Origin of the sequence: Actibacterium lipolyticum (assembly GCF_900184935.1) — a bacterium.
GTDB classification, from domain to species: domain Bacteria; phylum Pseudomonadota; class Alphaproteobacteria; order Rhodobacterales; family Rhodobacteraceae; genus Actibacterium_A; species Actibacterium_A lipolyticum.
In genome coordinates this window covers 521,663-545,467 of record NZ_FXYE01000002.1, presented here as the reverse complement: position 1 = coordinate 545,467, position 23,805 = coordinate 521,663, and the positions used below count along the sequence as shown (strand labels likewise).

Here is a 23,805-nt window from a genome sequence, read left to right as displayed (position 1 = left end):
GGGTCCGGCAGGCCAAGGGGCGTTATCCCAGCGGCGGGGTCAGCTGAAAAATGATGTCGTCGATGGCAACGCCGCCGGGGTCCGTATTGGTGACCACAACGCCGGCGATATCAGGAATGTTCCGGGCGCGTCGCCATCCAAGCTCTGTGATGCCGCTGGAAAGGTTATGATCCTGCGCGTCGATCAGAACACCCGCACGCGTAAAAAACGCGATTTGCAGGCGGCCAAGCACGGGCGCGTTGCCAAGCGGCGTGGCATAATGCGTGTGAACGCGCAGCCCCATAGCGGCCTGATCGTGATCAAAAAGGATCGCAAGCGCGCCTTCGCCTCGGCCGGTGATCTTCCCAATGCCGTCCTGACCCAGCGGGAAAAGCGCGTTAGAGGCAAAGCCGTTGTGAAACGCGACGCTTTGGTTTTGGTTCGCTTGACCGGGCAGCAACCGAAGCGGAGTTTCCGCATCACGGTTTGAAAGTTTATCGTGGCCTTGCGGGCTGAATGACAGAACCTGCCCCTGAAACCGTTCGCCCAACCAAGCGCCCTTGAAATAGACGTTATGGTCGAAGGTCATGCCCGGTTCGGGCCGCTGGGGCAGGGTTTCAAAAGAGATGATGCCGTCCAGCTCTCGCTTCAGCGTGGCATAGTCGGCGGGTGCGATTTGTTGCGCAATCGCGGGCGCAGAAAGCGCGGCCCAAACGATAAGGGCCGCGCGAAGCATTAATTACACCAACCGCGAAATATCCCGCGCCGCGCGAACGAAGTCGGCAAACAGGGGGTGCGGGGCGAAAGGTTTCGATTTCAGTTCCGGGTGGAACTGAACGCCGATGAACCAAGGGTGGTCTTTCACCTCTACGATTTCAGGAAGGCGCCCGTCGGGCGACATGCCCGAGAAGCACAGGCCATGCTCTTCCAGCTGTTTGCGGAACTTTGTGTCCACCTCGTAACGGTGACGGTGGCGTTCTTCGATCGCGGTAGAGCCGTAAACCTCGGCGACTTTCGAACCTTTGCTCAACGTCGCGGAATAGGCGCCAAGGCGCATGGTGCCGCCTTTGTCGTCGTCAACTTTACGCGCCACGGTACTGTTGCCCTGCACCCATTCTTTCAGGTGGTACACAACCGGCGTGAACCGCTTTTCGCCTGCTTCGTGGTCGAACTCTTCCGAACCAGCATCGGCCACACCGGCCAGATTGCGGGCCGCTTCGATCACGGCCATTTGCATGCCAAGGCAGATCCCTAGGTAGGGAATCTTGCGTTCCCGTGCGAATTGGGCCGCTTTGATTTTACCTTCGGTGCCGCGTTCGCCGAAGCCGCCGGGAACCAGAATCGCGTGGAACCCTTCCAGATAGGGGGCGGGGTCTTCGCGATCAAAAATCTCGGCGTCGATCCATTCGGATTTCACTTTTACCCGGTTGGCCATGCCGCCATGGGTCAAAGCCTCGGCTATTGATTTATAGGCGTCTTCAAGCTGCGTGTATTTCCCAACAATCGCGACCTTCACTTCGCCTTCGGCGTTGAAAATGCGGTCGGATACATCTTCCCAACGGGAAAGATCGGGTTTTGGCGCAGGCGAAATATCAAACGCGTCCAGAACAGCCTGATCCAAACCTTCGCGGTGATAGGCAAGCGGCGCTTCGTAGATCGACTTAAGATCCTGCGCGGCAATCACGGAATCGGGGCGTACGTTGCAGAACAGTGCCAGTTTATCGCGTTCTTTCTGCGGAATCGGACCTTCAGAGCGGCAGACCAGAACGTCTGGCGCGATCCCGATGGAGCGCAGCTCTTTCACACTGTGCTGGGTCGGCTTTGTCTTCAACTCGCCGCTGGCTTTCACGAAGGGCAGCAGCGTCAGGTGCATAAAGATACACTGGCCGCGCGGCTTGTCTTGGCTGAACTGGCGGATCGCTTCGAAGAATGGCAGCCCTTCGATATCACCCACCGTGCCGCCGATTTCGCACAGCATGAAGTCAACTTCGTCTTCGCCGATCGAGATAAAGTCTTTAATCTCGTTCGTGACGTGCGGGATCACCTGAATGGTTTTGCCAAGGTAATCGCCGCGGCGCTCTTTCTCCAACACGGTGGAGTAGATGCGCCCAGAGCTAACGGAATCAGTGTTGCGGGCCGAAACGCCGGTGAAGCGTTCATAGTGGCCAAGATCCAGATCAGTTTCCGCGCCATCGTCAGTGACGAACACTTCGCCATGTTCGAAAGGGGACATCGTGCCCGGATCGACGTTCAGATAGGGGTCTAGTTTGCGCAGCCGAACGGAGAAACCGCGCGCCTGAAGAAGTGAGCCAAGCGCGGCAGAGGCAAGGCCCTTGCCTAACGAAGATACAACGCCGCCTGTAATGAAAATGAACCGTGCCATATGGCTGGCATCCCCCGTGATTTTGTCATGTTTTGGCTGCTCGATCCGGTTTCGAAAAACCGCAGCATCACGGGATTTAAGGTATAACGGATTCGCGCCCGCGCCGCAACCTGACCGCAAGATGCTGGGTCACATAAACGGCCCAGAGCAATGTTTAGTGGTTATCTTAGTCCGCGCGTGGCGGAATCAGCGGTGCGTCGCTGGAAGCGGGTGGCAACAGATCACCGGCAGGCAATGTTGGCGCTGTTTCTTCCTCAACCGGCGCTTGAACGCCAATCCGGTCCAGAACAGAGCTGCCCGCGGATTTTTCCGCCGCGATGATTGTCAGCGTGAGCGACGTGATAACAAACGCGATGCCGAAAACCCAAGTCAGCTTGGCAAGCGCGGATGCGGCCGAGCGACCGCTCATCACGCCGCCACCGGCGCCACCACCACTACTGCCCATACCAAGGCCCCCACCTTCGGAGCGTTGCAAAAGAACGATTCCGATCAGGCATAGCGCAAGGATCAGGTGAATGATGAGAACGACGTTTTCCATAGGCGGGCGGATCCGGTTTGTTTGTCGGGTCTATCTAGGCGGATGAACGCCCGGTCGCAACCCCTGTCTGGCAGGGTCGTGCGAAAGTTATCATTGTCGACGCAGGGGAAGACGAAACTATTCGTCGATATCGTCAATGTCGGCCTGACCCGAAAGGGTGCGACGCACGCGGCTCCAACTTAGGCCGATGCCAAGGACGAACGATAGCGCGATAATGCCCAGCCACAGGTTCAGCGATGGGTTTTCCAGCGTCAGAACGCCCCAATCGATCAAGACCCAGATCAGCGCGCCCATCAGCGCAGCCACCAAAAGCATGCCAAAGGCACCGATCGAACGCAGCGTGGCCCGCAGATAAATGATATAGCCGATCAGCAAGATAAGGCCGGACAAAACGGCGACGGGCAAATGTTCGGGGTAGCTTTTCGTGGCCCAGCGTACAAAATTCCACTGGGTTGGATTGTATGTCAGCGCCAAAAGGACAAAGGCAAACAGCCAGCGCAGAAAAATACCCGTCATTCATTCTCTCCGAATTTGCAGGGCTTTGGTGGCCCAATCGCGGCTTTCTGTCTAGCCCTGCGATGAAATAGAGGTTTCCGTGCGCCGCTTAGAAGGCTATACGGGCGCGGGTTTTTCGTGAAAACAAGGATCAATTATGGCCAATGTCGTCGTCGTCGGCGCCCAATGGGGTGACGAAGGAAAAGGCAAGATTGTGGATTGGCTCTCTGAGCGGGCTGATGTGATTGCACGCTTTCAGGGTGGCCACAATGCGGGCCACACTCTGGTCATTGATGGCGAGGTTTTTAAGCTCTCGCTGCTGCCATCGGGTATCGTGCGCAAGGGCAAACGCTCTGTTATCGGGAACGGCGTTGTGCTGGACCCATGGGCGCTGATGGATGAGATTGAGCGGCTGACAGCGCAGGGCGTGGAAGTGACGCCTGCGAATCTGATGATCGCTGAAAATACGCCACTGATTCTTCCGGTGCATGGTGAACTGGACCGAGCGCGCGAAGATCAGAACGCGGTTGCCAAGATCGGCACAACAGGTCGCGGCATCGGCCCGGCATATGAAGATAAAGTTGGCCGCCGTACCGTGCGCGTGGCTGATCTGGCCGACAAGGCGACGCTAGAGTCGCGTGTTGACCGTCTGTTGGTGCACCACGACGCGCTGCGCCGTGGCCTTGGCCTGCCCGAGGTTGATCGCGCCGCACTTCTGGCCAAGCTGGAAGAGATCGCGCCAAAGCTGCTGCCATTCGCAGCGCCGGTTTGGAAAGTGCTTAACGAAGATCGCCGCGCCGGTAAGCGTATCTTGTTTGAGGGTGCGCAAGGCGCGCTGTTGGACATCGACTTTGGCACCTATCCGTTTGTGACATCGTCCAACACGATGGCTGGCATGGCTTCCACCGGTACGGGTCTTGGCCCAGGTGCCGTGGATTTCGTTCTGGGGATCGTCAAAGCCTATACCACCCGCGTGGGTGAGGGGCCGTTCCCGACAGAACTGGACGACGATAACGGCCAACGTCTGGGCGAACGCGGCCATGAATTTGGCACCGTCACAGGGCGCAAACGTCGTTGTGGTTGGTTCGATGCGGTTCTGGTTCGCCAGACATGCGCGACCTCTGGTGTTTCCGGTATCGCATTGACAAAGCTTGATGTTTTGGACGGCTTTGAAAAGCTGAACATCTGTACCGGGTACGAACTGGACGGCGAAACGTTGGACTATCTGCCCACCGCCGCCGATCAGCAGGCCCGTGTGAAGCCGATCTATGAAACCATGGATGGCTGGTCGGAAAGCACCGCCGGTGCGCGCAGCTGGGCGGATTTGCCTGCTGCTGCGATCAAGTATGTGCGTCGCGTTGAAGAGTTGATTCAATGCCCCGTCGCACTTCTTTCAACTTCGCCAGAGCGTGACGACACCATTCTGGTCACCGATCCGTTCGCTGACTGATGGCGTTGTCGCACAAAGCCCGCCGGCGTTGGTCGTTGGTTTTGCTACTGATCGGCTTGCCGCTGTATATCGTGGTGGCCGTCACGCTGGTTGGGCTTTTTGAGCGGCCTTCGATCTTGGTCGAACTTGTTATCTATATCGCGCTTGGCATTCTGTGGGCGCTGCCATTCAAGTTTGTGTTCAAGGGCGTAGGGCGCGAAGATCCTGACGCATAAAACGAAAAAGGCGGCGGACTGTTGGGTCCACCGCCTTTAATTTTTCTGCCATCTGGCCGGGGCAATTAGCCCGCGGCAGATTTAAAGCGCGATTCCTTGGCAATTGTGAAAAGACCGCGCTCGACCCGTTCAAAGTGACCTTCACGCAGCAGGCGGCCAAAGGCACGTAGCTTGTCTTCGCGGGAAAACACTTCTTCGCCGCTGTGTTCATTGACGACGCTCATGACCTGCATGCGGGTAAAGTTGGGCGCATCTTCCACGGAAGCGGTGTAAACCGCCGCAGCTTCCAGCAGCTCGTGCAATTCAGCGGCACCCGTACGGTTGGCGAATGCTTTGAAGCCTTCATCAGCGCCGAAGGTGTTTGTATCAACAGTGGCTTCGGGCTTACCCAGAACAAGCGTCCCGATTTCGTTGTTCCGGTCTTCTTTTCCGGCAACATCATCTGCAACCTGAAGATCGGTCATCTCAACGGCGTCTGTTTCGTCGATGCGCTGTTCGGAAACCAGCATCAACGGAGGCATCCGCTTGGACGAAGGGGGCTTGTCACCTTGGCGCGTGCGCTGAGCGACAGCATCGGCAAGATCTTGACGATAAAGCTTTTTCTCGGCCTCTTCGTCTTCGGTCTTTTTGTTTGGCTTGCCGCGGCGTTCTGCAACGGTGGCAGCAACAGCAGCCTTCAGATGGGCGATGGCCGAACGGCGGCGCTTATGCTCTGGGCCGTCCATCTTTGTGTTCACTTCGTCGACAAGGCGCGAAACTGCGGCCTCTTCGGTTTCAGCGTCCGTCGCATCATCCTTCTTGTGCGCTTTGACTTCGGCGGCGTGCTCGTCCTCGTGGACGGCAGCCAACTGATTGCGCAGGTCTGCTTCGTCCTCTTTGGAAAGCTCTTCTGCCGCTTCGGATTTCGCGACCTGGATTTTACGAACTTCGACTTTGCGGCCTGAACTGCTCCGGTCTGCGGGGCGTTCTTCTGGCACGGAGGGCACGATGGTTTCAGCTTCGGGAGTGTCCGAACGCTTAACCTTCACAACGCGGGCACGTGCGCGGGCAACCGCGTCGCGCGCTTTGTCGAACTCGTCAACCTCGTCTTCTTTAGCGGGGTGCATCACAAGCACGTCGGCTGGAGCCTGCTCTTCGACTTCTGCGGCGGGCTCTTCTACGATTTCAGCGATCGGCGCTGCGATTGCTTCCTCGACCATGCTGGGTTCGACGGGCTTTTCTTCGGCGACTGTTTCGGCTTCAGCTTCAACCAGTGCCTCGATGTCCGCAGTCACGGCAGGGGTGTCATCCTCTGCTGCTTCGGCGGGGGCTTCGTCTTCAACAGCCGGTTTGGCGCTGGTTGCTGCAAGAATGCGTTCGATCGACAGCGGCGCTTCGTCTTCGACGGCCTCTGCTACTACGGCTTCTTCCTGCGCTTCTTCTTCCACGACCTCTGCAACTTCGGCTTCGTCTTCGACGGCCTCGACAGTTACGTCTTCGGCTTCGGCCTCGTCAGCGAGAACCAGTGGGGCCTCTTCCGCTTTCGCGTCATTATTGATCGCTTCCAGAATTTCTTCTGTAACGTCTTCGACCTGTTTGGCTTCAGCAGCCTCGGTAACGGCAGGTTCTGCTGCTACTTCCTCGGAAACCTCTTCAACGATTTCCTCGGGCAAGACAGCTTCTTCGGCGACCGCTTCTTCTACGACAGGGGCGGGAACCTCTTCGGCTTCTTCTTCAAATGCTGCTGGCTGTGCCGGGGCGCTGGGGCGCGGTGCGTCAACTGCTGCGCGGATACGGGCCAATTTGTTTGCAACCGAACCCATATCGCTCTGCGCGGGCTCAACAACTTCTGCAGCCGGGGCGGGCTGAGGCGCAGCGGGCTTTTGAGCGGGCTCAGCAGCCACGGCGGTAGGTTGTTGTGCGTCATCAGCGCGAAGGACGATCCCGTTGCCGTCAACATGCGCTTCGACAGAGTGGCTGATGCCGCGCTGCGCGATGCGCTGAAGCATGTCGGCATCTGGGGTCGGAGGTTCGGCACCAAAATACCGATCATCCGCGGCAAGGTCGCGGAAATACTCCGCAATTGCTTTCATTGTGCTAAAGGAATCATCAAATCCTTCGAGCGTACATGAGAAGGTTCCGTAAGATACGGTGAGAATTTTACTCTCTCCAACCATTGGCTCGTTCACTTTCTTCGGCTACCTGCGTTTACCTATCAATCATAGGCTTGTTTCTTAAGATGAAACACAACTGGGAAATTTGGGGGGATTAATCGTGTCGAGAATGTGGCGATTTATCCTTTTGGATAGGGTCTGAGCTCGAAATAGCATGAAACTGCACGAAATTGACATAATTACGCTGATTGGCGGCGGCGACGTCAAAAACGCAGATCTTAGAGAATCATTAGCTATAGCGCCCACTTTGGTTGCTGCGGACGGTGGCGCGGATACTGCGTTGGCGGCCGGTGTTCTACCTAAGGCTGTTTTTGGTGACATGGACTCAATCAGCGCTGAAACAACGTCCGCTATCCCTGCGGATCGGTTACATTTTATCGCAGAGCAAGAAACGACCGATTTTGAGAAATGTTTACGCAGCATTCAGGCGCCGTTGATTTTGGGTTTGGGTTTTTTGGGTGATCGTTTGGATCATCAGCTTGCCGCGTTAACAGCGCTGGCGCGTCACGCAGAAACGCGTTGCATCCTAATTGGGCCTTGTGACGTTACGTTTGTCTGCCCGCCACAATTATCGCTAAATCTTCCGGTCGGCTCGCGGGTCTCATTGTTTCCATTGGGGCGTGTAAACGGAAAGAGTGATGGGTTGGAATGGCCCATCGATGGAATAGAATTTGCGCCGGACGGATTGATCGGTACGTCAAACCGCGCGTCCAAAGATGTGGTGACCCTTGAAATGGATGCGCCGAAGATGGCCGTTATCCTTCCCCGCGCGGCGTTGGGGGCGGCGGTCGCCGCGCTGAAGCCTTAGCGGTTTGCCTTCAGCAATTGGGAACGTTGACGGCCAAGCCGCCTAGGGCGGTTTCTTTGTACTTGTCGCTCATGTCTTGTCCGGTCTGGCGCATGGTTTCGATGCAGGCATCAAGCGGCACCAGATGCTGCCCGTCACCGCGCAGCGCAAGCGAGGCCGCCGAAACCGCCTTGATCGCGCCCAGCCCGTTACGTTCGATACAAGGGACCTGAACCAACCCCTTAACGGGATCGCATGTCATGCCAAGGTGATGTTCCAACGCGATCTCGGCGGCGTTTTCCACTTGTTCGGGCGTGCCGCCCAACACGGCGGCCAAGCCGGCGGCGGCCATTGCGGCGGCACTTCCGACTTCGGCCTGACATCCACATTCAGCCCCCGAAATGGACGCGTTATGTTTGACCAGCCCGCCAATGGCCGATGCGGTCAGCAAAAACTCCCCCACACGGGACCGGGTCGCGCCGGGCACGTAATCCAGCCAATAACGTATGGTCGCAGGTACAACGCCCGCCGCTCCGTTGGTCGGGGCCGTCACGACCTGCCCCCCGGCGGCGTTTTCTTCGTTTACCGCCATGGCATAGACGCTGATCCGGTCATTAATCGTGTGGGGCGCGGTCAGGTTCATGCCCTTTTCAGCCTCAAGTGCGGCGTTGATGGCGTGGGCGCGGCGGCGCACGTTCAACCCGCCGGGTAAGATGCCCGGTGTTGCCAGACCGCGGTCTATACAATCTGACATCACTTGCCAGATGCGCGCCAGCCCCTCGTCGATTTCGGCCGGGGACTGAAAGGCACGTTCATTCGCATCTTTCATCTGCGCGATGGTCTTGCCGCTGGACTGCGCCATCTTCAGCATCTCAGCGGCGCTGTGAAACGGATAGGGGATTGGCGTCGCCGGTGTGGAGGCCGTTTCATTGCCGCCTTGAAGTTCGGCGTCGGTCACCACAAAGCCACCGCCGATGGAATAATAGGTTTCCTGCAGGATGATATCGCCCTGCGCATCGCTTGCCATCAGGATCATGCCATTGGCGTGGCCGGGCAGGGGCGCATCATAATCAAAGATCAGATCGGTCTCGGGGTCAAAGCTTAGCGCGGCCAGCCCATCAGGGCGCACCATCTTTTCACGCTTCACGTCGGCCAGCGCGGCTTCGGCTTTTACCGCGTCATAGATATCGGGCGTGAACCCAGCCAGCCCAAGGATAACGGCGCGATCCGTTGCATGCCCAACGCCCGTAAACGCCAATGACCCATGAAGCGAGGCGCGCACGCCTTGCGCCACAAACGGGGCAGCGCGCAGGGTATCAAGGAACCGCGCAGCCGCCACCATTGGCCCCATCGTGTGCGAGGACGACGGGCCAACACCCACTTTGAACATGTCAAAAACAGAAAGGAACATTCCCAACCTTTCGCGCCGCTTTCCATCAGAAGACTGCGCTTTCCATCCTGCAGCCAGTCTGAAAACGACGCAATAAGCACCGCAATGATCATGGATTGCCCCGGTTGCATGGGTTTCTATGGCAAAGCCGACGCAATTGCCCCTCGCAGCCACGGTGCACTTCTCTTATAACAGCCGGGAACAGGACAGGAGATCAGCCATGAGCGGAGAGCTTTCCCCAATCGATAGGGCTAAATTCGTAGCCGCCAAACGCGCGGTTGATTTCGTCGAAGACGGGATGCGGGTTGGTCTTGGCACGGGGTCCACGGCGGCGTGGATGGTGCGGTGTCTTGGTGAATTGGTCCGTGATGAAGGGCTGAAAATTCGGGGTATTCCAACGTCGACTCGTACGGCGGAGCTGGCACGGCAAGTTGGCATCGAAGTCACCTCGTTGGACGAAGCCAAATGGCTTGATCTGACGATTGATGGTGCCGACGAATTCGACGATGAACTGAACCTGATCAAAGGTGGCGGCGGTGCGCTGTTGCAGGAAAAGATCGTGGCGACAGCGTCTGATCAGATGATTGTGATCGCCGATGTGGCCAAGCAGGTGTCGAACCTAGGCGCGTTTCCATTGCCGGTGGAGGTTATTCCATTCGGCTGGCAGACCACCAAGGCGCTGGTCGAAGAAACGCTTGTAAGCCTTGATGTTTTGGGCCGCGAAACGACCCTGCGCATGAACGGCACATCGCCCTTCGTAACGGACGAGGGCAACTATATCGTTGATCTGCATTTGAACCGTATCTCTAACGCGCGGCAGATGGCACTGGTCATGAACCAGATCCCCGGCGTGGTTGAAAACGGTCTGTTTATTGATATTTGCGATGTGGTCATCATCGGCCATGGCGACGGCAAGGTTGAAATCCGCGACATTAACGCTGGCACCGTTAACGAAGAGCGGATCGATTTTGTAGATAACGACAACCTGTTCGCAGATATCTGAGGCATCCAAGACTATGAGCTTTGACTATGACCTGTTTGTAATCGGCGGCGGTTCCGGTGGGGTGCGTGCGGCGCGCCTTGCGTCCAGCGAAGCGGGGGCCAAAGTTGGCCTTGCCGAAGAATACCGTATGGGCGGCACCTGCGTTATCCGTGGCTGTGTTCCCAAAAAGCTTATGGTGTTTGCATCCACCTATTCCTCTGCCTTCGAAGACGCGCGGGAATATGGCTGGGATGTCACGGCGGGTGATTTCGATTGGCCGGTCTTCCGCACAAAGCTTAACGCAGAGCTGGACCGGCTAGAGGGGCTTTACACAAAGAACCTTGGCAATGCCGGTGTGGAAATTCACAACGCCCGCGCAGTGATCAAAGATGCCCACACCGTTGAACTTTCAACCGGGCAGACCTTTACCGCCAAACATATCCTTGTGGCCGTGGGCGGTACGCCGTTCGTGCCTGATATGGAAGGGGCGGAACATGTCATCACCTCGAACGAGGTGTTCAATCTTGAAAAGCTGCCCAAGAACATCCTGATCGTCGGCGGCGGGTACATCGCGTGTGAATTCGCCTGCATTTTGAATGGCATGGGCGTTGACGTGACACAGTATTACCGCGGCGCGCAAATCCTTCGCGGGTTTGATGGCGAGGCCCGCGGGCACGTTGCCGAACTGATGGTGCAAAAAGGTGTGAACCTGCATGTGGGCACCGATGTTCTAGAGATCAAAAAGGTCGATGGGGGCCTTTGGGTGAAATCTGCAGATGGCGAAGAGGGCGTGTATGAACACGTCATGTACGCCACCGGTCGCCGCCCCAACACCGATGGTTTGGGGCTGGAAGAAGCAGGCGTAAAGCTTGGCCGTTGGGGGCAGGTAGAGGTTGACGATTATTCGCAAACCTCGGTCCCGTCGATTTACGCGGTGGGCGATGTGACCGACCGGATCAACCTGACGCCTGTCGCAATCCGCGAAGGCGCGGCCTTTGTTGAAACCGTCTTTAAGGGCAACCCAACGAAGCCGGATCATGAACTGGTCGCTGGTGCTGTATTTACGCAGCCCGAATTGGGTTCGGTTGGCCTGACAGAAGAAGATGCGCGCGATCAGGAACCGATTGAGGTGTACTGCGCCTCGTTCCGGCCGATGCAGACTTTGTTTGCGGGGCGCACGGATCGTGTGATGATGAAACTGATTGTCAGTCAGGCAACACGTAAGGTGCTTGGCTGTCATATCGTTTCAGATCAGGCCGGAGAACTGATACAACTTGCAGCAGTCGCAATCAAAATGGGCGCGACAAAAGAAGATTTTGACCGCACTGTTGCGGTCCACCCGACGATGTCGGAAGAACTGGTAACGATGAAGACGCCGGTGCGGACGGCTTGAATTCCGCGCCTGTAGGACCACTTTTGGAATGCACGACGCGATAACACGAAAAGAGGTAGTAACCTGAATGTCTGGTAATGGCGGAGGCCCTTGGGGAGGCGGCGGTTCTAATAAGAACGGCGGCGGGAACCGTGGAAATGATGGGCGCGGCAACGGTAACGAAGGCCCGCAGATTCCTGAAATCGACGAGTTGATGAAAAAAGGCCAAGAGCAGCTTCGCGTGCTTATGGGCGGGCGCGGAGGAGGGAATCCTCCTGGTCGCCCCGGTGGCGGCACAGGCGGCCCCGGCTTTTCGCGTGGAACAGTGGCACTTGCGCTTCTTGGCGCTGCGGTGCTTTGGGGCATGTCCTCGTTCTATACGGTCAAGCCGGAAGAGCAGTCTGTTGAACTGTTCCTTGGCAAGTATTTGGAAACTGGTGAACCGGGTCTGAACTTTGCCCCGTGGCCACTGGTGACCAAAGAGATTGAGGCGGTAACGCGCGAACGTACCGTTGATATCGGCCTTGGCCGTGCCGGTGGCGATGCGGGTCTGATGTTGACAGGCGATGAAAACATCGTGGACATCGATTTCCAAATTGTTTGGAACATCAACGATCTTCGCGGTTTCCTGTTTAACCTGCGCGACCCTGAACAAACGATTGCTGCGGTGTCTGAATCCGCGATGCGCGAAATCATCGCGCAGTCTGAACTTGCGCCGATCCTGAACCGGGACCGTGGCTCTATTGCGGTTCGTCTTCAGGAACTGATTCAAAACACGCTCGACAGCTATGATGCTGGCATGAACGTTGTTCGCGTCAACTTCGACAAGGCCGACCCGCCGCGCGAAGTGATCGACAGTTTCCGCGAAGTGCAAGCCGCTGAACAGGAACGTGACCGTTTGGAAAAGCAGGCTGATGCCTATGCCAACCGGGTTGTTGCTGGCGCACGTGGTGAAGCCGCGCAGGTTCTGGAAGAATCCGAAGGTTACCGTGCACGCGTTGTGAACGAAGCCCAGGGTGAGGCAAGCCGCTTTACCTCGGTCCTTCAGGAGTACCAGAAAGCACCAGAAGTGACGCGCAAGCGCCTGTATCTGGAAACCATGGAAGAGGTCCTTGGCCGCGTGGATAAGATCATTCTGGATGACAGCGCACAGGGCGGTCAGGGCGTTGTTCCCTATCTGCCGCTGAATGAACTGCGTCGCACGACACCTTCGACAGGGGGGAACTAAGCCATGAAAAAATCTACGCTTCTCCTACCGATCGCCTTTGTGGCCGTTATTGCGGTTCTGTCATCGGTTTTCATCGTGGATGAACGTCAAAAGGCGCTTGTCCTTCAGTTTGGTCGTGTGATTGACGTAAAAGAAGACCCCGGTCTGGCGTTCAAAATCCCGCTGATCCAAGAGGTTGTCCGTTACGACGACCGTATCCTCAGCCGCGATATCGACCCGCTGGAAGTTACCCCACTGGATGATCGCCGTTTGGTGGTTGATGCGTTCGCGCGTTACCGCATCGCCGATGTACGCCAGTTCCGTCAGGCTGTTGGTGTGGGCGGTACCCGTTCTGCCGAAGATCGGCTTGATCGGGTTATTCGCGCCGCGACGCGTGAAGTGCTGGGTTCTGTCAGCTCGAACGATATCCTAAGCTCGGACCGTTTCGCGCTGATGCTGCGGATCCGGAACTCGGCGATTTCCGAAGCCAGCAACCTTGGTCTGGAAATCATCGACGTGCGTCTGAAACGTACCGACCTTCCGGAACAGAACCTTGATGCCACTTTCAGCCGTATGCGCGCAGAGCGTGAACGCGAAGCAGCGGATGAAATCGCGCGCGGTGAAGAAGCCGCACAGCGGGTTCGTGCGCAAGCTGACCGTACAGTGGTAGAGCTGGTATCAGACGCCAACCGTCAGTCCGAGATTGTGCGCGGTGAAGCAGATGCTGAACGCAACAACATCTTCGCCGAAGCCTATGGCGCGGATCAGGAATTCTTTGAATTCTATCGTTCGCTTTCGGCTTATTCGCGTGCGTTGCAGGGCCGTAACTCGACAATGGTTCTGTCGCCTGACAGCGAATTCTTCAACTACCTGCGGCAAGCAGAGCGTCCCTGATGGCGACCTTCTTGCTAGCCATCGGGTTAGTTCTGATCGTAGAGGGGCTGGTGTTCGCACTGGCCCCTTCACGTTTGGAGGACCTGTTAGAGGCGCTGAAACAGCTTACGATTGAAAACCGGCGCTCAATTGGATTGCTGGCCCTTGCGGCCGGAATTACGCTTGTTTGGCTTGCCCAATCGCTTTCAAGCTGAGAAGCTTTGCCAAACACACGTCATCACATCGATGTGAAAAAACGCGACAGGCTTTGAGTTGAACGTTCGGCTCCCTATCTAACAGATAGAAGATGTGGGGCAGGGCGCATCGCCTATCGCCCCGGCAGGATTTTACGAGGAGGAACATCCTTTGACACCTCAGGCACTACAACTCACGGCTCGGGCGGACTCCGGGCCATTGCGTGCGCTTTGGGCACTGATGCTTGGACTTGCGCTTGTGATGGCGCAAACGATCGCCGCTCAGGCCCGTGGCATGCCAGAAAGTTTTGCCGATCTGGCCGATCAGGTCAGTCCGGCCGTTGTGAATATCACCACGTCAACCACCGTTGCCGCATCAACCGGCCCCGGCCCGCAACTTCCAGAAGGGTCCCCGTTTGAGGATTTCTTCCGTGATTTCATGGGCCCCGATGGGGACGATGGCCAACGCCGTCAGCGCCGCAGTCAGGCGCTTGGGTCTGGTTTCGTGATTTCTGAAGACGGGTTCATCGTGACCAACAACCACGTCATCGAAAAAGCCGACGAGATTGAGATTGAGTTCTTTTCGGGCAAAACCCTAGAGGCAAAGGTGATCGGCACCGACCCGAACACCGATATCGCGCTGTTGAAGGTTGAAAGCGACGAACCGCTTTCGTTTGTACCTTTCGGTGACAGTGACCTGATGCGCGTTGGCGATTGGGTCATGGCGATGGGCAACCCGCTGGGTCAGGGCTTTTCGGTTTCGGCCGGTATCGTTTCGGCGCGCAATCGGGCGCTAACGGGCACCTATGATGACTTTATTCAGACAGACGCGGCGATCAACCGGGGCAACTCGGGCGGGCCGCTGTTCAACATGGATGGTCAGGTGATCGGTGTGAACACTGCAATCCTAAGCCCCAATGGTGGTTCCATCGGGATCGGCTTTTCCATGGCGTCTAACGTTGTAACCAACGTGATCGGGCAGCTTCAGGAATTTGGCGAAACTCGCCGTGGTTGGTTGGGTGTGCGCATCCAAGATGTAACCCCTGACGTGGCCGAGGCGATTGGTCTGGAAACTGCCGCTGGTGCGCTGGTGACAGACGTTCCCGAAGGCCCCGCCGCCGAGGGTGGTATCGAAGCTGGTGATGTCATCACCTCGTTCGATGGTGTCGAAGTGGCGGATACCCGTGAACTGGTGCGCGTTGTTGGCAACTCTGGTGTTGGCGAAACCGTGCGTGTGGTTGTGTTCCGTGATGGAAAGACACAGACGCTGAAAGTAACGCTGGGTCGTCGCGAAACCGCTGAAAACGCCGTACCTGCCGCAGCACCCGCCCTAGAAGACGAAGTCGTAGAGAAAGAGCTTCTGGGTCTGACGCTGACACCCCTTACCGATGAGCTGCGCGATCAGCTGGAAGTCGGTAGCTTGGGCGAAGGTCTGGTTGTCACCGACGTTGATGAAATGAGCGAGGCTTATGAAAAAGGCCTGCGCGCAGGCGACGTGATCACCGAAGCCGGTCAGCAAAAGGTGGCCAGCGCCGACGATCTTGAAGCGCGCGTGGAAGAGGCAAAAGAGGCCGGTCGCAAATCGCTTCTACTGCTGATCCGCCGTCAGGGAGAGCCACGCTTTGTGGCGCTTTCGCTGGACGACTGATCTTAGCGAATGTTCAAAACAAGGGGCGCCTTGAACGGGCGCCCTTTTTCTATCCAATCAGCCCCCTCTGGCAAATCGCCGATCCATCGCATATCTGACAGGGGAACACGGTTTGACGAGACGAGGCAAGAATGGCGAAGATTACATATATCGAGCATAACGGCACAGAACATGTTGTGGATGTCGCGAACGGGCTGACAGTCATGGAAGGCGCGCGTGACAACAACGTTCCGGGCATCGACGCGGATTGCGGTGGGGCCTGCGCATGTTCCACCTGCCACGCGTATGTCGCCCCCGAGTGGGTCGAAAAAGTTCCAGCGATGGAAGCGATGGAAGAAGACATGCTTGATTTCGCCTATCAGCCTGATCCGGCCCGGTCGCGCCTGACCTGCCAGATCAAGGTGACTGACGATCTGGATGGTCTGGTTGTGAACCTGCCTGAAAAGCAAATCTGATGCTGCGCGCGGCGATCATCGGCATTGCCGCGCTCTGTTGCGGCGCGGCGCAGGGCCAAATCGTTGCTGCGGAATTTGGCGGGCCAACGACCCGCTATGCACACGGCGTTCTGGGCGATGCCATCGAATACGGCACGCTGGAGCTGCGCCTGAAAGGCGGGCAGGGGCGGCGCATCGTGCTGCCCGAAGCTCGCGTCTTCGAAGACCTAGCCCCACGCCTTGCCGATCTGGATGGCGACGGTGCGCCCGAAGTGATCGTGGTGGAATCCGATCAGAACCTTGGCGCGCGGCTTAGCGTCTATGGCCCCGACGGCCTGATCGCCGCGACCCCATTCATCGGTCGCAGTAACCGCTGGCTGGCCCCCATCGGCGCGGCGGACCTTGACGGTGACGGCATGGTGGAGATCGCCTATATCGACCGCCCGCATTTGGCCAAACTGCTGCGCGTCTGGCGTTTCCAGAACGGTATGCTGGAACTAGTGGCCGAGGCTGAGGGACTGACCAACCACCAGATCGGTCAAGACTTCATCTCTGGCGGTATCCGCGACTGCGGGCAGGGGCCAGAGTTAATCACGGCCAATGCCAACTGGAGCCAGATCGTGGCGACCCGTTTGGAAGAGGGCCGCCTGACCACCCGCCCGCTTGCCAGCTATGCCGGGCCGCGAAGTTTCGCGCCCGTACTGGCGTGTGGCGAGTAACCAAGGGAAAGCCCCTTAGGTTTACTTGAAATGTGGCTGACTATGCTGAGCCCCTTACCCGTGTTCAGCGTTTTGCCCGCCCAATCGTCAGTCCAAGGATTGGGCTGCCGTTCCCCAAAATGAATCCCCCTCAATGACGACGACCTTCGGCCGTCGGCAGGTGTTTTGATTTCGGTTGCATTTGATTTCAATCAATTACGCCGCGCCAAATAACGCGAATATTGACCTGTCTGATCTGCCCTGACGCCCCGTCTTTGCTTCGGGGCCCGCTGATTGGGCCAAATGATTTTAGTTTGGGGGCGATATGACAAAACCAAGTGACCGAACGGCAAATGCGAAACCGCGTGAGCGTTTGGGTACTGGCGCGATTGCCGGTGCAACACTTGTTTTTTGTGCCCCCGCAGCGGCCGCGCCTGTGCCATTCCACAAAAGCTGGGACGAAAAGGCAGACGTTGCTGTGATCGGCTCGGGCTTGGTGAGCAACCCCGAGAAAAAGGGAGGCGCGCCACAGACGCACACCAAGCTGTGCGGCCTGTTCCTGCCGCGTGCAGGGGGATTTTCCATGACCGCATCGCGCGTTTTGCACAAATTTAGTGAGGAGCTATGAAAATGTCTGAACAATCGAAAAACAAGATTGGCAAGGCCGTAACACGGCGCGCAATGCTGGGTGCAGGTGCTGCTGCTGGTGCCGCCTTCGCATTGGGCAGCGGGGCCGAGGCCGCACCGCAGGCGATGCCAGAAAGCTGGGACGAAGAAGTCGATGTGATCATCGTCGGAACGGGTTTTGCCGGGCTGGCAGCCGCGATCGAGGCGACCAAAGCGGGGGCTTCGGTCGCCCTGCTTGAAAAGATGCGCACGCCGGGGGGCAATTCGATCATCAGCGGCGGTGTCATCGCAGCCGCAGGTTCGCCGTTGCAAGCCGAAGAGGGCATCGAGGATTCCGTTCAGACGCTTATCGACGACATGATGAAGGCGGGTCTGAACCTTAACCATCCGGAACTCGTGCGTATCATCGCCGAAAAGTCGGTGGAAACTGTGCAATGGACGATTGATGAACTTGGCGTCGAATACCGTGGTCTGGCCCATATGGGGGGCCATGCGGTGCCGCGTTCTTACGCGCTTGCAGCCGGTAGCGGATCGGGCATCGTTGTGCCGCAGTTGGACAAGCTCAAAGAGATGGGGGTCGAGCCGCGGACCCGCACGTTGATGAAGCACCTGTTGCGCGACCCAGATGGTCGGGTGAAGGGCGTGATCGTACATGAAAAGTACCGCCACCCTGATCTGGACAGTGGCACGCCAAAGTCGATCAAAGCGCGCAAGGCCGTGATCATGGCAACGGGTGGTTTCGGCAACGATCCGTCCTTCCGCAAGTTGCAGGACCCGCGCCTTGGCGGTGAACTGGACACCACCAACCACCCCGGTGCCACGGCGCAGCCCCTGCGCGAGGCGATGAACATCGGCTGCACACTTGTGCAACCTTCGTGGATTCAGCTGGGGCCTTGGACCAGCCCGGACGAACGTGGTTTTGGCTATGCGCCGCATTTCGTGCAGGGCGTCGCCGCCTCGTACGGGTTGTGGGTTGATACGCAGACGGGCAAGCGTTTCGTCAACGAATTGGCCGACCGCAAGACCCGCGCGGATGCCATTCTGGCGGCAGGGAACAAATGTATCGCGTTCTCGGATGCCGATGGTTACGTCAAGGGTTCGACGGGCCGTCCGACTGACAACCTCGACAAGATGAAAGAAGCGGGCGTTCTTTTGGAATACCCCTCGCTTGAGGAGATGGCGGCGGCGCATAACATTCCGCTCGACGCGCTGAAGGAAACGATCGAGACCTTTAACGCGGGTGTCGACGCGGGCGAAGACAGCGAAATGGGGCGCTACATGTCCGACAAAGTCGGCAAGATTGGCACGGCGCCATTCTACGTCGTGCGGCTTTCTCCCAAAGTTCACCACACCATGGGTGGTTGCGCCATCAACGAGAAAGCCGAGGCCATCGATGTGGTTAGTGGCGAACCGATCGTCGGGCTTTACGTCGTGGGCGAGGCCGCCGGTGGCGTTCACGGGGCGTCGCGATTGGGGTCATGTGCCTACGCGGATTGCCTGACGTTTGGCCGGATCGCAGGGCAGAACGCGGCCGCGGTGGAAAGTTGGAGCTAAGCCGCAACCGTATGACAAGAACGACCGCATGGCGTTTCGTGCGCCATGCGGTCTGCCACACTTAAGGGAGACGTCGATGGTTTTGCGAAGGCTGACGATAGCGGTGTTATTCGCGCTTGTTTTGTCTGTTCCATTCAGTGGTCAGTTAGCTGCGCAACCCGAAAGCCAGTGTTTCGTGGTGGATGACGGGGTCTGTATTTGGCCTGCCGCTTCGGATGACAACAAGCCTCGTCAGCAACGACAAAACTCCCACGCGGGCGAAGAGGGCCTGACGGGCCATGACGGCAAGCCCGCGCCGGAACATGTCTGCGCAACCTGTCACGAAGAGCCAGACCTGCTGCCCGAAGGCCATTTGCGTACTGCGGGCATGTCGATGCGTGGCTGCCGGATTTGCCACGGCACGGATCAGGCCTCGTCGCTTGATGGCACCATCTTCCAGAGCCACACGCATTTCTTCGCCGGGGGAACCTGTGTCGGCTGTCACGAAGACCCCGAGGATCCGGGTGAACCAGAGACAGCGGTTTGCACCGCCTGCCATGGCACGCTTGAGGAACTTGCGCTTAAAACCGAACACGTCGCGCACGCAAACCCACATGCCTCCCCTCATGGTGCGCCTTATGCGGAATGCGTGCTGTGCCATTACCAACATGAACCGCCAGACAATTTTTGCGCCACCTGTCATGATTTTGAGTTCAAGTTGCCATGACAGGAAATCCAGGCGGAACAGATAAGGCACCTTTTCAAGGAAAGCAGGGAATGATGACGCGCTCTACTCTGGCGGCGATCTGCGCTGTGGCTATCGCTTGGCTGGCTGGATCGGCCGCAGCGACGCCCCAATTGGGCGACGATTGTAAGGCTTGTCACAACAGCAACGTCTATTTGCCCCCGGCGCACCCCAACGTGGCAAACATGAGTTCCGCAGTCTGCCAGACTTGCCATGTGGCCACGATGACCCAAGATCAGGACCAGACGCGCACCACATCGCAAATCCAACAACAGGATCAAGATCAGGACAGGGATCAGCAGCGCGACCAAAATCAGTCGCGTCAGCAGGTCCGCCTTGGTGGGGACCCGGCGGCGAATGTTTTGGGCACCCATGCGGCAGCGCGCAAGGGCGATCCGGGCAAGGAAATCGAACAGTACCTTAACCGCGCACAAGACGCCGCCGTCGAAACCGGTGAGGGGTACGGCGACGACGAAAAGTTTGACCACGAACACCACAACAGCGACGCGCGGATGGCCGAGGATGCCAATCAGTGGCGCTATCGGCTGTTGATGGGGTATCTCTATTCATCGGACATTGAACAGCACCAATCCGGCGGAAATCTGGGTGGCGGCGGTTCACATGAAGATGGCGGCGGCGGCGAACATGGTCTGGCCTCTGGCCACGATGAGGGCGAAGGTGACGACGGGTCCTATTTCCGGGTTGGTGCGCGCGCGGATTACACCAGCTATATCGGTAATGATCAGACCCTGACCTACAGCTTTACGCTTAACCGCGACGACTTTACCGGGCTAGAGCAGATCCGATATGTCGGCAGGGTCAAGCTTGATTGGCATTGGAAACTGGACGATGGGTCGATCAAGGTTTCGCCCTACATTCAGCGGTCCTCGTTCGATGTCTTGGACGGCGAAGATCGCGCATTCTGGGCGCTGGGCCTGAATGCCAACCGCAACCTGTCGGTGTCGCCGACCGAGGCGCTGAGTTTGACTTTCCGCTACAAGCAGCGCCGGTATGACGGCGAAGATACGACGCGCAGGGCCGACCTGCGGTTGGGCACAGTCTATCAGCATGACCTTGGCGAATGGGGCCGGTATCGGTTGGGTTTTGGCCTGCCAATTCGCAATAATCCCAAACGCGACGACAAACGCTATACCGGGCAGGTCTTGACCGCAGGCTTCGGTGGGACACTGACGAACGGGGCGTTCGGGTGGCTTTCGACTGAACTTGGCCGTCGCGTTTATCGCGATGCGGACCGGACGGCGGGTTACGTTCGCAAGGACAGCTACATTGGGCTCGGCGCGTCTTACGTCGATCCGCGGCTTGAGATATTTGGAACCGCCCCGCAGTTCTCCTGCCAAGTCCGATGGACGGATTCTAACATCGCCGCATACGACACAACATCGACCTACTGTGCCCTGCTGTTCGACAAGCGCTTTTGAGGGCGGGGCGGTTCCACTTTCTAGTCAGGCTTGGACCAAAGAGCCAAGTCCGGCTGCCTCCCGCTCTGCGGGGCATTGGCCGCGTCAGAACAGCCAGTCGTAGCGATTAAGCCGCACACCCTTCGCAGACCCAATTCAACCACTTCGCGGACCTTGGCGACAACGCGCGAGCCCCGTCTGAAAACGGGGCCACCTGCTTGGCTGCAATGCCGGGTTGGAAGGTTTGGGCAGTTCTGGAGTGTGGGGGCATATGATCACCCCCTCGCAGGCGTTGCTCACCGAGCGAATGTCCGGTTGGAGCCCAAATTTCTAATTCGATACATGTATTTCGAAAGCCCCCATTTATAATACCAGATGGCGCCTTCAAAACTTCCACAATAGCCAAAATGGTGCCACAAAATAGGGTTAGGCGAGACTCCATGATCCGCATTTTCATTATTCTCATGGCTGTGTTTGTCAGCCTTTGTGTATTCCTATATTCACAGGTCGAGTACAGGATCGGGCCGAGCTTTGTACAGACGAACAGTACCGACCTTGTAACCAAATGGACGGGTGGTGATGGAGCATCAGTTAGGCTGCGCTACCCTCGAGCGGCGGGAACTGACTTACAAACAGTTTCCGGGAAAAACAGTCAATGGGCCAACTTTGAACTGATGGGGCCCGAGCTTACACCTGCGTCCCTAATTCCAAAACAGGATCGTATAGTTTTCGAAATCCATGAGGGGTTCCAAGTGTCGCGCCCGCCCGAAATTGGGATTACGTTGACAGGCAGAAATTATACAGCAATGGGTGTTCGGAACTTTGCCTGCGGCTCTGTTCGACACAGCAGATATATTGGTGAAACCCTTTTTGACCTCGTTGGATTTGACACGCTTGAAGGCCGCGGACGCGGGCCCGGGAGGCTGAAAGTGGATGGTACGAGGGGCAGCCTTTTGCCTGTTTTGCCGGCCCCATTGGGCGATGCCAATCTGTACTTTGCCGAATTGTACGACGATTCGAACGCAACCATGATCACGTGCACATACGGTGCGCCCAATTGCGTTGCTTCGTTCAATTGGCGCGGAATGCAGGCGAGTGTTGCCTTCGACGCCTGGCATCTTGAACACTGGCGGGATAGGCGCAAAACAGCTCGTGACTATCTTGACAGTATAATGGCCGACGACCCGGAAATTGAGGCACGTGTTGTGCCGGACAGGGTCTCAAACTGTCCTGAAATCTCCGGTCTGATTGGCGCTAATTGAACCCACGGGTGCGTTCATTTGATAAGCCGCAAAGCGGACATCGGCGCTGGAACGACACCAGAGCATCTAGAAAGCCAGCGCCACTAAAAGTGTCGCCAGCCTTCGTGGGGCCGGTTCCGTCGGATCGCGAAACCAATCCGAAGCCGTACTTACAACGCCCGCCACCCGATATCGCGGCGGTAAAAGCCGCCGGGCCAGTCGATTGCCTCGACCATCGCATAGGCACGGTCGCGCGCTTCCTGAAGGGTCGCGCCGCGGGCGGTAACGTTAAGAACGCGCCCGCCGTTTGCCGTAACCTTGCCGTCGATTTCTTTGGTGCCCGCGTGGAAAACCATGTTCATGCTGTCTTCGGGCAGGGTATCCAGCCCACCGATGACAGAACCCTTTTCATAGCTGCCCGGATAACCATTCGCGGCCATCACGACCGTCATGGCGTGATCGTCGGCCCAGTTTACCTGAGCTTCGCCCAAACGCCCTTCGGCGCAGGCCAGCAGAAGGTCCAGCGCCTGCGCGCCCAGCCGCATCATCAGCACCTGACACTCTGGGTCGCCAAAGCGCACGTTGTATTCCACCAGACGCGGCTGGCCGTCTTTGATCATAAACCCAGCATAGAGCACGCCTTTGTAAGGGGTGCCGCGCTTGGCCATCTGTGCCACGGTGGGGCGGATGATCTGTTCCATCGCCAGCTCTGCCACTGCGTCGGTCAGGACGGGCGCGGGGGAATAGGCCCCCATGCCGCCGGTGTTTGGGCCAGTGTCACCTTCGCCAACACGCTTGTGATCCTGCGCCGTGCCAACGGGCAGCACGTTTTCGCCGTCACACAGTATGAAGAACGATGCTTCCTCGCCCTCCATGAATTCTTCGATCACGACCTCTGCACCGGCTTCGCCGAATTCACCGCCGAACATATCGTCGATGGCGGCCAGCGCGGTTTCATCGTCCATCGCGACGATCACGCCTTTACCGGCGGCCAGGCCGTCGGCCTTTACGACGATGGGTGCGCCTTGTTCGCGAATATAGGCTTTGGCGGGCTCGGCTTCGGTGAAACGCGCATAGGCAGCGGTGGGCGCGCCACAGGCATCGCAAATCTCTTTGGTGAAGGCTTTGGACGCTTCCAGCGCCGCAGCGGCCTGACTTGGCCCAAAGCATGGGATGCCCGCGGCATCCAGCCTGTCTGCCACACCTGCGGCCAGCGGAGCCTCTGGCCCGATCACCACAAAGCTGATGGCGTTTTCTTCGGCGAAGGTCACGACCGAACCGCCATCGTTGATATTCAGCTCGGCGCATTCGGCCAACTGCGCGATGCCGGCATTACCGGGCGCAACGATCAACCGATCGCATTTCGGGTTTTGTTTAATTGCCCATGCCAACGCATGTTCGCGCCCGCCGCCGCCCAAAATCAGAATATTCATCTGCTGCCCC

23 protein-coding genes are annotated in these 23,805 nt (G+C 57.8%); 16 read left to right on the top strand and 7 right to left on the bottom strand.

Features of this window, described 5'->3' with window-relative positions:
• Window positions 1-22: 22 nt before the first annotated feature.
• From COL8621_RS11335 to COL8621_RS11320, 4 genes are all read right to left on the bottom strand, one after another.
• On the bottom strand, window positions 23-715 hold the full coding sequence (locus COL8621_RS11335; RefSeq protein ID WP_093967471.1) for a hypothetical protein: 693 nt from the start codon (window positions 713-715) through the stop codon (window positions 23-25).
• Window positions 716-718: 3 nt separating this feature from the next.
• A complete protein-coding gene (pyrG, locus tag COL8621_RS11330; protein ID WP_093967470.1) occupies window positions 719-2,362 on the bottom strand; it encodes a CTP synthase in 1,644 nt (547 codons plus the stop codon).
• A gap of 166 nt (window positions 2,363-2,528) precedes the next feature.
• Window positions 2,529-2,900, bottom strand: coding sequence for a preprotein translocase subunit SecG (secG, locus tag COL8621_RS11325; RefSeq protein WP_093967469.1), 372 nt, complete (start codon window positions 2,898-2,900; stop codon window positions 2,529-2,531).
• A gap of 117 nt (window positions 2,901-3,017) precedes the next feature.
• On the bottom strand, window positions 3,018-3,416 hold the full coding sequence (locus tag COL8621_RS11320; protein ID WP_093967468.1) for a DUF6524 family protein: 399 nt from the start codon (window positions 3,414-3,416) through the stop codon (window positions 3,018-3,020).
• Window positions 3,417-3,552: 136 nt separating this feature from the next.
• Between COL8621_RS11320 and COL8621_RS11315 the strand changes: the two genes are divergently transcribed.
• Both COL8621_RS11315 and COL8621_RS11310 read left to right on the top strand, forming a co-directional pair.
• Window positions 3,553-4,845 (top strand): adenylosuccinate synthase, encoded by a 1,293-nt coding sequence (locus tag COL8621_RS11315; RefSeq protein WP_093967467.1) that lies wholly within the window; start codon window positions 3,553-3,555, stop codon window positions 4,843-4,845.
• The gene (locus COL8621_RS11310) at window positions 4,845-5,060 is read left to right on the top strand and encodes a DUF2842 domain-containing protein (RefSeq protein WP_093967466.1); all 216 of its coding nucleotides are present in this window, start codon (window positions 4,845-4,847) and stop codon (window positions 5,058-5,060) included. The genes COL8621_RS11315 and COL8621_RS11310 overlap by 1 nt, the downstream gene beginning before the upstream one ends.
• A 65-nt stretch (window positions 5,061-5,125) precedes the next feature.
• Here the strand turns inward: COL8621_RS11310 and COL8621_RS11305 are convergent, their stop codons facing one another.
• On the bottom strand, window positions 5,126-7,132 hold the full coding sequence (locus COL8621_RS11305) for a hypothetical protein (RefSeq protein WP_093967465.1): 2,007 nt from the start codon (window positions 7,130-7,132) through the stop codon (window positions 5,126-5,128).
• Between the two features lie 235 nt (window positions 7,133-7,367).
• Between COL8621_RS11305 and COL8621_RS11300 the strand changes: the two genes are divergently transcribed.
• Window positions 7,368-8,021 carry a thiamine diphosphokinase gene (locus COL8621_RS11300; protein ID WP_093967464.1) on the top strand — a complete coding sequence of 218 codons (654 nt, stop codon included), beginning with the start codon at window positions 7,368-7,370 and terminating at the stop codon, window positions 8,019-8,021.
• 10 nt (window positions 8,022-8,031) lie between these two features.
• Here COL8621_RS11300 and COL8621_RS11295 read toward each other — a convergent pair whose 3' ends face one another.
• On the bottom strand, window positions 8,032-9,411 hold the full coding sequence (locus COL8621_RS11295; protein WP_093967463.1) for an L-serine ammonia-lyase: 1,380 nt from the start codon (window positions 9,409-9,411) through the stop codon (window positions 8,032-8,034).
• Between the two features lie 199 nt (window positions 9,412-9,610).
• Here COL8621_RS11295 and rpiA point away from each other — a divergent pair, with 199 nt between their 5' ends.
• The 13 genes from rpiA to COL8621_RS11230 all read left to right on the top strand — a co-directional run bounded on the left by rpiA (window position 9,611) and on the right by COL8621_RS11230 (window position 22,383).
• Window positions 9,611-10,393: a ribose-5-phosphate isomerase RpiA gene (gene rpiA, locus COL8621_RS11290; RefSeq protein ID WP_093967462.1), complete on the top strand. Its 783-nt coding sequence runs from the start codon at window positions 9,611-9,613 to the stop codon at window positions 10,391-10,393.
• 13 nt (window positions 10,394-10,406) lie between these two features.
• On the top strand, window positions 10,407-11,765 hold the full coding sequence (gene gor, locus COL8621_RS11285; RefSeq protein ID WP_093967461.1) for a glutathione-disulfide reductase: 1,359 nt from the start codon (window positions 10,407-10,409) through the stop codon (window positions 11,763-11,765).
• A gap of 67 nt (window positions 11,766-11,832) precedes the next feature.
• Window positions 11,833-12,972 carry an FtsH protease activity modulator HflK gene (gene hflK, locus COL8621_RS11280; protein WP_093967460.1) on the top strand — a complete coding sequence of 380 codons (1,140 nt, stop codon included), beginning with the start codon at window positions 11,833-11,835 and terminating at the stop codon, window positions 12,970-12,972.
• A gap of 3 nt (window positions 12,973-12,975) precedes the next feature.
• Window positions 12,976-13,845 carry a protease modulator HflC gene (gene hflC / locus COL8621_RS11275; RefSeq protein WP_093967459.1) on the top strand — a complete coding sequence of 290 codons (870 nt, stop codon included), beginning with the start codon at window positions 12,976-12,978 and terminating at the stop codon, window positions 13,843-13,845.
• Window positions 13,845-14,039 (top strand): DUF2065 domain-containing protein, encoded by a 195-nt coding sequence (locus COL8621_RS11270; protein ID WP_093967458.1) that lies wholly within the window; start codon window positions 13,845-13,847, stop codon window positions 14,037-14,039. Before hflC ends, COL8621_RS11270 begins: the two co-directional genes overlap by 1 nt.
• Before the next feature lie 220 nt (window positions 14,040-14,259).
• Window positions 14,260-15,666 (top strand): Do family serine endopeptidase, encoded by a 1,407-nt coding sequence (locus COL8621_RS11265; RefSeq protein ID WP_093967457.1) that lies wholly within the window; start codon window positions 14,260-14,262, stop codon window positions 15,664-15,666.
• 131 nt (window positions 15,667-15,797) lie between these two features.
• Window positions 15,798-16,121, top strand: a complete 324-nt coding sequence (locus tag COL8621_RS11260; RefSeq protein WP_093967456.1) for a 2Fe-2S iron-sulfur cluster-binding protein — start codon at window positions 15,798-15,800, stop codon at window positions 16,119-16,121.
• Window positions 16,121-16,819 carry an FG-GAP repeat domain-containing protein gene (locus COL8621_RS11255; protein ID WP_093967455.1) on the top strand — a complete coding sequence of 233 codons (699 nt, stop codon included), beginning with the start codon at window positions 16,121-16,123 and terminating at the stop codon, window positions 16,817-16,819. The genes COL8621_RS11260 and COL8621_RS11255 overlap by 1 nt, the downstream gene beginning before the upstream one ends.
• A gap of 304 nt (window positions 16,820-17,123) precedes the next feature.
• On the top strand, window positions 17,124-17,426 hold the full coding sequence (locus tag COL8621_RS11250) for a hypothetical protein (protein ID WP_093967454.1): 303 nt from the start codon (window positions 17,124-17,126) through the stop codon (window positions 17,424-17,426).
• 2 nt (window positions 17,427-17,428) lie between these two features.
• Window positions 17,429-18,979, top strand: a complete 1,551-nt coding sequence (locus COL8621_RS11245; protein WP_093968534.1) for a flavocytochrome c — start codon at window positions 17,429-17,431, stop codon at window positions 18,977-18,979.
• Window positions 18,980-19,055: 76 nt separating this feature from the next.
• Complete coding sequence (locus COL8621_RS11240; protein ID WP_176438480.1) at window positions 19,056-19,685, top strand: cytochrome c3 family protein; 630 nt, start codon at window positions 19,056-19,058, stop codon at window positions 19,683-19,685.
• Between the two features lie 50 nt (window positions 19,686-19,735).
• A complete protein-coding gene (locus COL8621_RS11235) occupies window positions 19,736-21,142 on the top strand; it encodes a surface lipoprotein assembly modifier (protein WP_141137882.1) in 1,407 nt (468 codons plus the stop codon).
• A gap of 419 nt (window positions 21,143-21,561) precedes the next feature.
• Complete coding sequence (locus COL8621_RS11230) at window positions 21,562-22,383, top strand: hypothetical protein (protein WP_093967451.1); 822 nt, start codon at window positions 21,562-21,564, stop codon at window positions 22,381-22,383.
• A 149-nt stretch (window positions 22,384-22,532) separates the two neighbouring features.
• Here the strand turns inward: COL8621_RS11230 and purD are convergent, their stop codons facing one another.
• Window positions 22,533-23,795, bottom strand: coding sequence for a phosphoribosylamine--glycine ligase (gene purD, locus COL8621_RS11225; protein WP_093967450.1), 1,263 nt, complete (start codon window positions 23,793-23,795; stop codon window positions 22,533-22,535).
• Between the last annotated feature and the right edge of the window lie 10 nt (window positions 23,796-23,805).